This is a genomic window from Massilia sp. Root418 (genome assembly GCF_001425265.1).
In the GTDB taxonomy this organism is placed as follows: Bacteria; Pseudomonadota; Gammaproteobacteria; order Burkholderiales; family Burkholderiaceae_D; genus Rugamonas.
This window is the reverse complement of sequence record NZ_LMEC01000001.1, coordinates 451,118-463,895: the sequence shown is the minus strand read 5'-3', so window position 1 is coordinate 463,895 and position 12,778 is coordinate 451,118. Positions and strand designations below refer to the sequence as shown.

Here is a 12,778-nt window from a genome sequence, read left to right as displayed (position 1 = left end):
GCGCATCAATCGTATGATGTCGGCTACTTTCCTCATCAGGACCATGCGTGCAGACACCTCCCATTGCCGACCAGAGCCTGGCCTGGCTGCTGGCCGCGGCCACGGACCCGGTCATCATCGTTGACCGCGCAGGCACCATCGCGCTGGCCAACCCCGCGCTGGAAGCGCTGTTCGGCTACACCCAGCAGCAGCTGCAAGGTTTGCCGGTGGAAACACTGATCCCGGAACGCTACCGGCGCGGCCACGAAGCGCTGCGCGAGAACTACAGCGCCCAGCCCCATCCGCGCGTGATGGGGGCCGGCGCCGCGCTGTTCGGGCGCCACCGGGACGGGCGCGAATTCCCGGTCGAGGTCAGCCTGTCGCCGCTGCGCAGCCCGGACGGGCAGGACATGGTGATGGCCACCGTGCACGACATCAGCGTGCGCAAGGCCGCCGAGCGCGCGCTGGAAGAGAGCGAGGCGCGCATGCGCGCCGTGTTCGAAACCGCCGTGGACGCCATCATCACCATAGACGAGCACGGTGCGCTGGAACGCCTGAACCCGGCGGCCGAGCGCATGTTCGGCTACCGCGAGGACGAAGTGGCCGGGCGCAACATTTCCATGCTGATGCCCGAACCACACCGCAGCGCGCACGACGGCTACCTGGCGCACTACCTGGCCACGGGCGAGAAGCGCATCATCGGCAAGGGCCGCGAAGTGCAGGGCATGCGCCGCGACGGCAGCGTGTTCCCCATGGATCTGTCGGTAGCGGAAATGACCCTGGGCGGCAAGCGCATGTTTACCGGCCTGGTGCGCGACATCACCGAGCGCAAGCAGGCCGAACAGAAAACCCAGCAGCTGCTGCAGGAACTGAGCAGCGCGAACGAGGAACTGACCAATTTCGCTTACGTGGTGTCGCACGACCTGAAGGCGCCGCTGCGCGGCATCGGTTCGCTGGCCGACTGGCTGGCCACCGACTACGCCGAGCAGTTCAACGACGAGGGCAAGGAGCACATGCGCCTGCTGATCAACCGCGTGCACCGCATGGGCGCGCTGATCGACGGCATCCTGCAGTACTCGCGCGTGGGCCGGGTACGGGAAGCGGTGGCCGCCGTGGACCTGAACCGCGTGCTGGCAGAAGTGGTGGACCTGCTGGCGCCGCCGCCCGGCATCGCGGTGACCGTGCAGCCCGGCCTGCCCACGGTGGCCGGCGAGCCGACCCGGCTGCAGCAGGTGTTCCATAACCTGATCTCGAATGCCATCAAATACATGGACCGGCCCGAGGGCGGGCAGGTCACCGTGCGCTGCACCGACGACGGCAGCCAGTGGCGCTTCGCGGTGGCCGACAACGGTCCCGGCATCGAACCGCGCCATTTCGAGCGCATCTTCCAGCTGTTCCAGACCCTGGCCCCGCGCGACCGTGTGGAGAGCACCGGCGTCGGCCTGGCGCTGGTAAAAAAGATCGTGGAAATGTACCGCGGCCGGGTCTGGGTCGAGTCCGCGCCCGGCGCCGGCGCCACCTTCTATTTCACCTGGCCCAAGGATAGCCGATGAAGAACGCAAGCAAGCCCATACTCCTGATTGAAGACGACAGCGTGGACGTGATGACCGTCAAGCGCGCCCTGAAGGAGATCGGCGTGAGCAACCCGGTGGTAGCGGTGGAGCACGGCGAAGCCGCGCTGGACTACCTGCGCACGCCCGGCAGCGAACGCCCCTGCATCATCCTGCTGGACCTGAACATGCCCATCATGAGCGGCATCGAGTTCCTGCGCGAAGCCAAGAACGATGCCGCGCTGCGCCCCATCCCGGTGGTGGTGCTGACCACCTCGGCAGAGCAGCAAGACAAGGTCAGCAGCTTCGACCTGGGCGTGGCCGGCTACATGGCCAAGCCGGTCGATTACCGCGCCTTCGTGGAAGTGATGCGCTCCATCGACCGCTACTGGACCATGAGCGAGATGCCCTGAACCATGGATAGCCAGACCCTGTCGGCGCCGCCGGTGCGCGTCCTGATCGTCGAAGATGACCTGGTCGACCGCATGGCCTGCCGGCGCGCCTTCCGCGCCGCCGGCACCTACCAGCTGCTGGAAGCGGAGACCGGCCAGCAGGGGCTGGCCATGGCGCTGGCCGGCGAGGCCGACTGCGTGTTGCTGGACTACAACCTGCCGGACCTGACCGGGCTGGAGTTCCTGGCCGGCCTGGCCGCCAGCCGCCCGGGCGGGGACGCGCCGCCGGTCATGATGCTGACCGGCGCCGACAGCGCCACCGTGGCCGCCGAAGCCATGCGGCGCGGCGCGCGCGACTACCTGGTCAAGGACGCCGAAGGGCGCTACCTGGAGCTGCTGCCGGCCGGCATCGAGCGCATGCTGCGCGAGCAGCGCCTGCGCGCCGACAAGCAGCAGGCCGAAGCGCGCTTCCGCACCCTGGTCGAGCAGATCCACGCGGTGAGCTACGTGGCCGGCACGGGGCCGGATGCGGTGCTGGAGTATGTCAGCCCGCAGATCCGCCTGCTGGGCTACACGCCGGAGGAATGGCTGGCCGACCCCAGTCTGCCGCGCGAACGCATGCACCCGGACGACCGCGAACGGGCCTGGGCGCAGGTGTGCGCCAGCCGCGCCGGCGCGCAGGCCCTGCGCGTGGAATACCGGCTGCTGCCGCGTTTCGGCGGCGCGCTGTGGGTGCGCGACCAGGCCGATCCCGTGCCCGGCAGCGCCGGCGCGGGGCCGGGCGCGGCCGTGCTGCAGGGTCTGCTGATCGATATCACCGCCAGCAAGGCAGCCGAGCAGGCCTTGCGCCAGTCCCAGGAAGAACTGCGCCGGCTGGGCGCGCACCAGGAACGCATCAAGGAAGAAGAGCGCAAGCGCATCGCGCAGGAGATCCACGACGAGCTGGGCGGCCTGCTGACCGGCATCCGCGCCTACATCCTGGTGGCCCAGGAGCGCGCGGTGGCGGCCGGACGCGCGCCCGAGCCGCTGCTGGCGGACACGGCGGACCTGGTGCAAACCGCCATCGAGACCGTGCGGCGCGTCATCACCGACCTGCGGCCCAGCGTGCTGGACCAGCTGGGGGTGTGGGCGGCGCTGGAATGGTATGCCGGCCAGGTGGCGCTGCGCGCCGGGCTGCGCTGCGTGTGCAGCATCGACGCGCGCGCGGCCGGGCTGGAACTGGACGCCGAGCGCAGCACCATGGTGTTCCGCATCGTGCAGGAAGCGCTGACCAACGTGGTGCGGCACGCCGGCGCCAGCGAGGCGCGCGTGGCGGTGGAGCGCGAGCCGGACGGCTTGCGGCTGACCGTGTCCGACAACGGCAAGGGCATCGGCGCCGAAGGGCTGCTGCGGCGCGAGTCCTGGGGCATCCTGGGCATGCACGAGCGCAGCCGCAGCTTTGGCGGCGAGCTGACCATCAACGGCGGCGCCGGCGGCACGGTGCTGACACTGTATTTGCCACTGGCGCTGCCGGTGGACCAGCCGCCACCCCTGGAGAACAATCATGACTGACGCGATCCGCGTACTGCTGGTGGACGACCACGCCATCGCCCGCAATGGCGTGCGCCTGATGCTGGGCACGGCCAGCGGTATTGAAGTGACGGGCGAGGCGGGCAACGCGGCCGAAGCCATGCAGCGCGTGGCGGAGCAGGAGTTCGACGTGGCCCTGGTGGACATCACCATGCCGGGCAAGAACGGGCTGGAACTGCTGAAGGTGCTGCGCAGCGAACGGCCGCGCATGGCGGTGCTCATGTTGAGCACCTATTCGGAAGAGATTTACGCGGTGCGCGCCTTGAAGTCGGGCGCGGCCGGCTATCTGACCAAGGACGCGCCCACGGCCACGCTGGTGGAGGCGGTGCGCAAGGCGGCTGCGGGCGGCAAGCACGTCAGCCCCGCGCTGGTGGAAAAGCTGGCCATGCTGGTGGGCGGCGGCGGCGCCGGCGACCATGAGGCGCTGTCCGACCGCGAACTGGAAGTGTTCAAGCTGATCGCCGCCGGGGAAGCCCTGGTGCGCATCGGTGAACTGTTGCACCTGAGCCCGAACACGGTTACCACCTACCGCACCCGCATCCTGGACAAGATGGGCATGGCTAGCAACGCGGAACTCACCCGCTATGCCATTGAACACGGTATGATTTAAGGGCCGCAGCGCCTGCGCTTGATCCAGGTCAAGACCCCCTGCAACTTTGGTGCCCGTCTTTGACCAGCGGGCTCGCGCCGCCGCGATAATGGTGGTAGCAAAACGGGAGGTGCAGATGCGGAATACCGGCGCAACAGAGGACGCCAAGCAGGACGGCAAGCTGCCCCCTACGCAGCCCGCTACGCAGCCCCCTACGCAGCCCCCTGGGCAGGCCTCGGATCAGACTCCGGACCAGGCTTTCGATCAGGCCCCGAACCTGGCCCCGGACCTGGCCTTGGATCAGGTCCCGAACAAGGCTTCGGACCATGCCGCGGGACAGTCCGCCGTGCTGACCGGCAAGCCAGCCGGCGCGCTGCCGGCCGCCGGCCACGGCCGCCTGGCTGCGCTGTTCGCCATCGTGCTCCTGCCTGCACTGGCGATCGGCTGCATCTTTGCCGCCACGCTCTACTTCGAACGCGAACGCCAGCTGGAAAACGGCGCCCTGCAAACGGCGCGCGCACTATCCCAGGTGGTCGACGGCTTGCTGGCCAACCGCCAGGCGCGCCTGGAAGTGCTGGCGCTGTCGCCGCAGCTGGCGGCGGGCGACCTGGCAGCGTTCCAGCGCCAGGCAAGCGCGGCGATGGGCCCCGGCGCGGGCGACAGCGCCGTCGCCCTGATCCGGGCCGACGGCCAGCAATTGATGAACACCCTGGCGCCCTGGGGCACGCCGCTGCCAAAGACTGGCGCGCTGGAGCTGGTGGCCAGCGTGGTCGCCTCCGGCCAGCCGGCCGTGTCCGGGCTGTTCACCGGCACCGTGCGCCGCCGCCCGGTGGTTGCGCTGGCCATCCCTGTCCAGCTGCCGGCGCGGCGCCACGGCGAAGGCAGCCGCGCGAACGGAGGCGGGGCCGGCGTGCTGCTGTATGGCCAGCCGGTGGCGGGCTTGCAGGAAGTCCTGGCCCGCCAGCGCCTGCCGTCCGGCTATGGCGCGGTGCTGCTGGACCGTGCCGGCACGGTGCTTGCGCACAGCGGCGCCGGGCCGGAGGCCACTGGCACGCCAGGGGAGCCGCTGATCCTGGCGGCGCTGGCCACCCGTGCCGAAGGCAAGCTGGGCGGCGACGGCCACTTGCTGGCCTACAGCCGTTCGGCCCGCTCCGGCTGGACCGTGGCCCTGCGCATCGAACGCGACGTGCTGCTGCTGGGCCTGCGGCGCGGCCTGGCCGGCGCGGCGGCAGCCGTGCTGGCCGCGCTGTGCGGCGGCGCCGCCATGGCCTGGCGCTTCAACCGCCGCACCCTGCGTTCGCTGGCCCGCTTGCGGGAAGCGGCGGGCCGCGCGGCCCAAGGCCAGCTGGGCGCCAGGGCGCCGCTGGACGGGCCGCGCGAAATTGCCACGCTGGCGCAACAGTTCAACCAGATGCTGGCTGCGCGCGAAGCAGCCGAGCGGCGCCTGCACCTGTCGGCCAGCGTGTTCAGCGCGGCGTCCGAAGGCATCATGCTGGCCAATGCCGAACTGCGCATTATCGACGTCAATCCGGCCTTCCTTGCCATGAGCGGCTATGCCCGCCACGAGCTGCTGGGGCAGTCCACCAGCGTGCTGCAGTCCGGCCGCCACGCGCCGGACTTCTATGATGCCATGTGGCACGCCATCGACACGCAAGGGCATTGGCAGGGGCAGATCTGGGACCGGCGCCGCGACGGCACGCTGTTTGCCGCCTACCTCACCATCACGCGGGTGCTGGACCGGGCCGGCGAGGTCAGCCACTATATCGCGCTGTTCACGGACATCACCGACCAGCGCCTGCAGCAGGAGGAAATCGAACGTGCAGCCCACATCGATCCGCTGACCCAGCTGCCCAACCGGCGCCTGCTGGCGGACCGCCTGCAGCAGGCGCTGGCGCGCGCGCGGCGCCAGGGCGGCCCCCTGGCCGTGTGCGCGCTGGACCTGGACGGATTCAAGGCCGTCAACGACGAGCGCGGCCATGAGGCAGGCGACGCGGTGCTGGTGGAGGTGGCGCAGCGCCTGAAGCGCGTGGTGCGCGCCAACGACACCGTGGCGCGCTTGGGCGGCGACGAATTCCTGTTGCTGCTGGCGGACCTGGACAGTCCCGGCCAGGCCGAGGAAATCGTGTTGCGGGCATTGCAGGCGGTGCGCCAGCCGGTGCCGTTGGGCGAAGGCAGCGCGCAAGTGTCGGCCAGCATCGGCCTGGCGTTCTATCCCGAACACGGACGCGACGCCGAAACGCTGCTGCGCGCCAGCGACGGCGCCATGTACGTGGCCAAGCGGCGCGGGCGCGACCAGTTCAGCCGTGCCCAGCCTGCGTAAAGGGCGCCTGGTTCAAGCCGAGTGCAACACCGGCAGGCTGGACGTGGCCGCAGGCGGCGCCGCGATCGCGCGCAGCCCCGCCGTGTCGAGCAGGGTAATGGCGCGGTTGCTTACCGCCAGCAGCCCGTTCTGCTTGAACATGGACAATAGCCGGCTCACGCTCTCCACCGTCAGCGCCAGGTAGGCGGCTAGGTCCTCGCGCGACATGCAAAGCTGGAAATCGGTCGCCGAGCCGCCGCGCTCGCTGTAGCGCCCACCCAGGTCGAGCAGCAGGCGCGCCAGCCGCTGCGGCGCGCGCGCATTGCCGAGGAAGAGCATCTGGTCCTGGCGCTGCGCCAGGCTGGCGCTCAGCAGCTGCGACAGGCGCCGCGCCAGCGCTGGCTGGTGCGCCATCAGCTGCTCCAGCGAGGCATAGGGAATGGTGCAGATCACGCACTCCGACAAGGCCACCGCGTCGTTGGCGTAGCGGCCTGTGCCGATGGCGTCCAGCCCCAGCAGGTCGCCCGGCATGGCGAAGCCCAGCACCTGCATGCCGCCGTCCGGCGCGGCGCGCTGCAACTTGAACTGGCCGCTCAATACCGCGTGCAGCTGGCCGAACGGCGCGCCGCCGATTTCCACCCGGTCGTGGCGAGCCACAGGCCGCCGCTGCGCCACTGCCCGTTCGAACTCATCCAGCGCGCCGCCAGCCAGCCCCGAGGGCAGGCACAGCGCACGCCACCGACAGTTGGCGCAGCTTGCGCAATTGGCTGCGCTGGCGCGGTTGACAGAAAACGGTGCGGGCGATTGATTCATTCTGGAAAGAAGCCTTTCATACATGAAGCCGGAGAATAGCAAGCACGCGCCGCACCGCCTTTGATCCATATCAAAAACTCAGCATTGGCATTCCTTGCGCGGTGCAGCAAAACACAGGAATTTTTGATCTAGATCAGTCTTTTTGTTTCCCAACGTCAGTATTCTCTCGAACACCCGTAGCAATCAGCGAGCATTCATGAACGACATCCAAACCCCCGTGCACGGCGTGGCGGCCAGCGCGCTGCTCGACGCCTTGCCGGACGAGATAGCCGTACTCAGCCCGGACGGCACCATCCTGGCAGTGAACCGCGCTTGGCGCCGCTTCGCTGCCAGCCACGGCGCCTGCCGGCCGGATGCCGCAGGCGCGGTGGGCAGCAACTATCTGGCGGCCTGCCGCCAGGGCCACGATGGCGCGAAGGCCCATGAAGGCATCGCCGCAGTGCTGGCGGGCCGCAGCGCGCGCTTCCAGATGGAATACGCGCTGGCGACTAGGGAAGGGGAGCGCTGGTTCGGCATGTCCGTCACGCCGCTGGACGCGGGCTGGCGCGGCGCCGTGGTGGCCCATACCGACATCACTGAGCGGCGCCGGGACGAGGCCGGCCTGCGCATTGCCGCCATCGCCTTCGATTCGCCCGAGGGCATGATGGTGACCGACGCCGACGGCATCATCCTGCAGGTGAACGCGTCCTTCACCCGCATCACGGGCTACAGCAGCGCCGAAGCGGTGGGGCGCACGCCGGGCATGCTCAGCTCGGGCCGGCACGACGCCGCCTTCTACCAGGGCATGTGGGCCGCCATCGGCGCCAACGGCCGCTGGCAGGGCGAGGTGTGGAACCGCCGCAAGAACGGAGAGGTGTATCCGGAACTGCTGAATATCGCGGCGGTGCGCGACAGCGGCGGCGCCGTCACGCACTACGTGGCATCGCTGAACGACATCACGCTGAGCAAGGCGGCCAGCGACCAGATCAAGAACCTGGCCTTCTACGATCCGCTCACGCACCTGCCGAACCGCCGCATGCTGCTGGAGCGGCTGGCCCAGGCCCTGCCGGCGGCGCTCACCAGCGGCCACCACGGCGCGCTGATGATCATCGACCTGGACGACTTCAAGACCCTCAACGAAACCCTGGGCCACAGCACCGGCGACCTGCTGCTGCAAAAAGTGGCCACCCGGCTGCACGCCTGCCTGCGCCAGGGCGACACCGTGGCGCGCCTGGGCGGCGACGAATTCGTGGTGCTGGTGGAGGGGCTGAGCGCGCAACCGCGCGAAGCCGCCACGCAGAGCGAGGCGCTGGCCGGCAAGATCCTGGCGGCGCTGAACCGCCCCTACGTGCTGGGCGAGCGCCAGTGCCACAGCACGCCCAGCATCGGCATCACGCTGTTTTGCGCAGGCATGCACTCGCAGGCCGACGAAGTGCTGATGCAGGCCGACATCGCCATGTACCAGGCCAAGCAGGCCGGCCGCAACCGCATGCGCTTCTTCGACCAGAGCATGCAGGACAGCATCAGCGACCGCGCGCGGCTGGAAAACGAGCTGCGCCACGCCATCGACACCCAGCAATTCGAACTGCATTACCAGCTGCAGGTGGATCGCCTGCAGCGCCCGCTCGGCGCCGAAGCGCTGATCCGGTGGCGCCAGCCGGACGGCAGCGCCGTCTCGCCGGCCCGCTTCATCCCGCTGGCGGAAGAGACCGGCATGATATTGCAGCTGGGGCAGTGGGTGCTGGAGAGCGCCTGCGCCCAGCTGCGCGCCTGGCGCAGCGACCCGGCCATGCGCGGCCTCACGCTGGCGGTCAACGTCAGCGCGCGCCAGTTCCACCAGAGCGATTTTTGCGGGCAGGTCAGCTCGGCGGTGCAGCGCTACGGCGTCGATCCGGCGTTGCTCAAGCTGGAACTCACCGAAGGCGTCCTGCTGGACAATATGGACGACACCATCGCCAGCATGCAGGGGCTGCGCGGCCTCGGCGTGCGCTTCTCGCTGGACGACTTCGGCACCGGCTACTCTTCGCTGCAGTACCTGAAGCGCCTGCCGCTGGACCAGCTGAAGATCGACCAGTCCTTCGTGCGCGACCTGGTCAACGACAGCAACGACCAGGCCATCGTGCTCACCATCATCGCCATGGCGCGCAGCCTGAAGCTGGACGTGATCGCCGAGGGCGTGGAAACCGACGCCCAGTGTGCCTTGCTCGGCCAGCTTGGCTGCCAGGCCTACCAGGGCTACCTGTTCGGCAAGCCCATGCCGGCGCCCGCGCTGGCGCGCCTGGTCGGCGGCGGCGTGTAGGGCGGCCCGGCGCGAGGCGGCTGGCCGCTATTTGCCGAGCACGCCCGGGATGTCCTGCACCGGCCGCTTGAACTGGCCCTTCAGCGCGTCCACCCCGGACTGCGGCCGCGCCAGCGCCTTCAGGCCGGCGCGGCTGCCGCGCTTTTTCTCGGTGCTGATCTTCATGCGCTCGTCGCGCGCAGCGACCAGGCCGGGCAGGGCCTCGCCGTCGCGGTTGAAGGACCAGGCCAGCATCGGCTCGCCCAGCGGCAGCGCGTCGTTCGGGTGGCCCTGGTGGCCGGTGTTCCACAGGTGCCAGGTCTTGCCGTAGCTGTTCATCTTGTCCTTCATCAGTGCGGTTTCGGCCGCCTCGGGTATGCCGGGCGCCACCAGCTGCCCGCTGAGGATCTCGCCGTTGTGCGGATGCCAATACTTGCGCTCCGCCTCCGGCAGCGTCTCGAACAGCTTTTCCGAGATGATGTACTCCACGCCGTGCAGGTTGGCGGCCTTGGTGTTGCCGTCGAAGAGCACGCACTGGGCGAAATCCTGGTTGCGCTGGTGGCAGTAGTGGTGGGCCTCGATCTGCTGTTCCGGCTGGTCTTTCATGGGGTGGAAACCGACCAGGTAGATGTCGAATTTGGCGGCGGGAGTGTTATCTTGCAACACTTTTGCGCCGCCTTCCAGCACCCTGGTCTTGGCGGTCTTTTCGGCGCCCGGCGGGGCCGCAGCCGGCGCCACCGGCTGTTGCGCGGCCGCCCCGGCCGCCACGCATGCCGCAGCCAGTGCGGCTCTGGAGAATGCGGTGCCCATCTGCGCCTCCCGTCGGATAGGAATGGAGGCCCAGCGTAGCCCCTCCGGCCCGCTTCCGGCCACACCTTTCCGCAGGCAAAGCCGGGCCCCGGACGGTTACCACGGGGTGAATATTGATGTACTATCCTTGCAACAATCCTTTTATATTCACAACGACCGGCTGGGGCAGCAACCCTGCACCAAAACGGCACAGGAGACATTAGTACATGCAAGGATTACTCCGCCTCTCGCACTGGCTCGACAAGATCGGCTACCGCTGCGGGCAATTGGCCAACCTCATGATTCTGGCGTCATGCGTCATCAGCGCCAGCAATGCCATGATCCGTTACGGTTTCGACTGGAGCAACAACTGGTTGCTGGAACTGCAGTGGTATCTGTTCGGCGCCGCCGTCATGCTGGGCGCCAGCTACACCTTCCAGCGCAACGAGCACGTGCGCGTGGACCTGATCTATGGCCACGTTTCCGAGCGCAAGCAGCTGTGGATCGACGTGTTCGGCATCATCTTCTTCCTGCTTCCGGCTTGCCTGCTGTTCGCCTGGCTGTCCTGGTATTCGCTGTTCATGCCCTCGTGGGACGTGCTGGAGCAGTCCAGCAATTCCGGTGGCCTGCCGCGCTACCCGATCAAGATCATCGTCCCCATCGGCTTCGCGCTGCTGTCGCTGCAAGGCGTGGCCGAACTGATTAAACGCATTGCCGCACTGGCTGGCAAGGTACACCTGGACAGCAAGTACGAAAGGCCGGTGCAATGATTCCGCTCGAAATAATGCCGCCGCTGATGTTCGGCGGCCTGGTTGTGTTTATGCTGGTCGGCTTCCCGGTGGCGTTCTCGCTGCTGGCCGTGGGCCTGTTCTTCGGCCTGATCGCCATGTGGCAGGGCTTTTTCGGCGTGTCCTTCATGCAGGCCGTGCCGCAGCGTATCTTCGGCAGCGTGCTGGCCAACGACCTGCTGCTGGCGATACCATTCTTCACCTTCATGGGCGCGGTGCTGGAAAAATGCCGCCTGGCAGAGGATATGCTGGACTCCATGGGCCAGCTGTTCGGCAAGATGCGCGGCGGCCTGGGCTACTCGGTCATCATCGTCGGCTTCATCCTGGGCGCCATCACCGGCACGGTGGCGGCGCAAGTGATCGCCATGGCCATGATTTCGCTGCCGGTGATGATGCGCTACGGCTACCACATGCGCTACGCCACCGGCGTACTGGCCGCGTCCGGCACCATCACGCAGCTGGTGCCGCCATCGCTGGTCCTGGTGGTGCTGGCAGACCAGCTGAAAACCCAGACCGCCAGCGCCGACGTGGGCAGCATGTACCTCGGCGCATGGGGCCCGTCGCTGGTGCAGATCGGCCTGTTCGCGCTGTACACCTTCGTGCTGTCGCGCGTGCGCCCGGACTGGCTGCCGGCCGCCCCGCGCGACGAGAAAACGCTGGAAGGCTGGGCCCTGTGGCGCCAGTGCCTGCGCGGCATCATCCCGGCCGCGGTGCTGATCTTCATGGTGTTGGGCACCATGATGCTGGGCATCGCCACGCCGACCGAGTCGGGCGCCATGGGCGCGCTGGGCGCGGTGATCCTCGCGGTGATCCGCCACCCTGAATTCACCGGCCGCGACAAGATCGTGTTCCGCGTGGGCATGGCCGCCATGGTGGTGGCCGGCCTGATCGGCGCCTTCTATTATGAAAAGCTGACGGGCCTGGCGCAACCCGCCAAACCCTTCGTGCAAGCCGCGCTGGCGGTGCTGTACGTGGCGGTGGCCTGGCTGATCGTGCGCGCCAGCCGCATCAAGCCGCTGCGCGAACTGATCGTGCTGAGCTACCAGTCCACCATGCGCCTGACCGCCATGGTGGTGTTCATCCTGATCGGCTCCACCTGCTTCTCGGTGGTGTTCCAGGGCGTGGACGGCGGCCTGTGGGTGGAGCATCTGTTCACCGGCATCCCCGGCGGCTGGATCGGCTTCCTGCTGGTGGTGAACCTGTTCGTGTTCTTCCTGGCCTTCTTCCTGGACTTCTTCGAGATCGCCTTCATCGTGGTACCCATGCTGGCGCCGGTGGCGCAGAAGATCCTGGCGCCGGAGCTGGAGACCATGATGGGCAGCCCGGAAGCGGCCGCCTCGGCGGCGCTGGTGTGGTTCGGCGTGATGCTGTGCGTGAACATGCAGACCTCCTTCATGCACCCGCCGTTCGGCTTTGCGCTGTTCTACCTGCGCGGCGTGGCGCCCAAGGAAGTGAAGAGCTCGGACATTTACTGGGGCGCCTTGCCCTGGGTGGGCCTGCAGATGGTGATGGTGCTGCTGGTGGCGGTGTTCCCGCAGACTGTGACCATGTTCCTGGACCGTGGCACGCCCGGCACCACCGGATCGGGTGACCTCATCATCGAACGTCCGGCCGGAGACACCGGCCAGGGCGCCGAGCCGGAGTTCCAGATCCCGCAATTCGAGGACAGCACCCCGGCAGCACCGCCCGCCGCTCCGGCACCGGCACCGGCCACCGAGCCCAAGCCGGAGCAGGACAAAAAGTAGGGCACGGC

10 protein-coding genes are annotated in these 12,778 nt (G+C 68.3%); 8 read left to right on the top strand and 2 right to left on the bottom strand.

Annotated elements, in window-relative coordinates; genetic code table 11:
- Positions 1-47 precede the first annotated feature (47 nt).
- From ASC94_RS01865 to ASC94_RS01845, 5 genes are all read left to right on the top strand, one after another.
- Complete coding sequence (locus ASC94_RS01865; RefSeq protein WP_229417134.1) at positions 48-1,532, top strand: PAS domain S-box protein; 1,485 nt, start codon at positions 48-50, stop codon at positions 1,530-1,532.
- Complete coding sequence (locus ASC94_RS01860) at positions 1,529-1,942, top strand: response regulator (RefSeq protein ID WP_056389910.1); 414 nt, start codon at positions 1,529-1,531, stop codon at positions 1,940-1,942. The genes ASC94_RS01865 and ASC94_RS01860 overlap by 4 nt, the downstream gene beginning before the upstream one ends.
- A gap of 3 nt (positions 1,943-1,945) precedes the next feature.
- Positions 1,946-3,472 (top strand): response regulator, encoded by a 1,527-nt coding sequence (locus tag ASC94_RS01855; protein WP_056389907.1) that lies wholly within the window; start codon positions 1,946-1,948, stop codon positions 3,470-3,472.
- Entirely contained in the window at positions 3,465-4,100 is a 636-nt protein-coding gene (locus ASC94_RS01850) for a response regulator transcription factor (protein ID WP_056389904.1), read from the top strand. The genes ASC94_RS01855 and ASC94_RS01850 overlap by 8 nt, the downstream gene beginning before the upstream one ends.
- 115 nt (positions 4,101-4,215) lie before the next feature.
- The gene (locus ASC94_RS01845; RefSeq protein WP_056389901.1) at positions 4,216-6,399 is read left to right on the top strand and encodes a diguanylate cyclase domain-containing protein; all 2,184 of its coding nucleotides are present in this window, start codon (positions 4,216-4,218) and stop codon (positions 6,397-6,399) included.
- A 12-nt stretch (positions 6,400-6,411) separates the two neighbouring features.
- Here the strand turns inward: ASC94_RS01845 and ASC94_RS01840 are convergent, their stop codons facing one another.
- The gene (locus tag ASC94_RS01840; protein WP_162251380.1) at positions 6,412-7,035 is read right to left on the bottom strand and encodes a Crp/Fnr family transcriptional regulator; all 624 of its coding nucleotides are present in this window, start codon (positions 7,033-7,035) and stop codon (positions 6,412-6,414) included.
- A gap of 352 nt (positions 7,036-7,387) precedes the next feature.
- On the opposite strand from ASC94_RS01840, the gene ASC94_RS01835 reads away from it, so the two are divergent.
- Complete coding sequence (locus tag ASC94_RS01835; protein ID WP_082616021.1) at positions 7,388-9,469, top strand: bifunctional diguanylate cyclase/phosphodiesterase; 2,082 nt, start codon at positions 7,388-7,390, stop codon at positions 9,467-9,469.
- Between the two features lie 27 nt (positions 9,470-9,496).
- Here the strand turns inward: ASC94_RS01835 and ASC94_RS01830 are convergent, their stop codons facing one another.
- Positions 9,497-10,258, bottom strand: coding sequence for an OBAP family protein (locus ASC94_RS01830; protein WP_056389895.1), 762 nt, complete (start codon positions 10,256-10,258; stop codon positions 9,497-9,499).
- Positions 10,259-10,464: 206 nt separating this feature from the next.
- Here ASC94_RS01830 and ASC94_RS01825 point away from each other — a divergent pair, with 206 nt between their 5' ends.
- Together ASC94_RS01825 and ASC94_RS01820 are read left to right on the top strand one after the other, a co-directional pair.
- Entirely contained in the window at positions 10,465-11,007 is a 543-nt protein-coding gene (locus ASC94_RS01825) for a TRAP transporter small permease subunit (protein ID WP_056389893.1), read from the top strand.
- The gene (locus ASC94_RS01820; protein WP_056389890.1) at positions 11,004-12,770 is read left to right on the top strand and encodes a TRAP transporter large permease subunit; all 1,767 of its coding nucleotides are present in this window, start codon (positions 11,004-11,006) and stop codon (positions 12,768-12,770) included. Before ASC94_RS01825 ends, ASC94_RS01820 begins: the two co-directional genes overlap by 4 nt.
- Positions 12,771-12,778: the final 8 nt, after the last annotated feature.

Bases quoted from the DNA above. Each gene is read 5' to 3' on its own strand.
- ASC94_RS01860 (WP_056389910.1), top strand. From the start codon at position 1,529: ATGAAGAACGCAAGCAAGCCCATACTCCTGATTGAAGACGACAGCGTG.
- ASC94_RS01855 (WP_056389907.1), top strand. From the start codon at position 1,946: ATGGATAGCCAGACCCTGTCGGCGCCGCCGGTGCGCGTCCTGATCGTC.
- ASC94_RS01850 (WP_056389904.1), top strand. From the start codon at position 3,465: ATGACTGACGCGATCCGCGTACTGCTGGTGGACGACCACGCCATCGCC.
- ASC94_RS01845 (WP_056389901.1), top strand. From the start codon at position 4,216: ATGCGGAATACCGGCGCAACAGAGGACGCCAAGCAGGACGGCAAGCTG.
- ASC94_RS01835 (WP_082616021.1), top strand. From the start codon at position 7,388: ATGAACGACATCCAAACCCCCGTGCACGGCGTGGCGGCCAGCGCGCTG.
- ASC94_RS01830 (WP_056389895.1), bottom strand. From the start codon at position 10,258: ATGGGCACCGCATTCTCCAGAGCCGCACTGGCTGCGGCATGCGTGGCG.
- ASC94_RS01825 (WP_056389893.1), top strand. From the start codon at position 10,465: ATGCAAGGATTACTCCGCCTCTCGCACTGGCTCGACAAGATCGGCTAC.
- ASC94_RS01820 (WP_056389890.1), top strand. From the start codon at position 11,004: ATGATTCCGCTCGAAATAATGCCGCCGCTGATGTTCGGCGGCCTGGTT.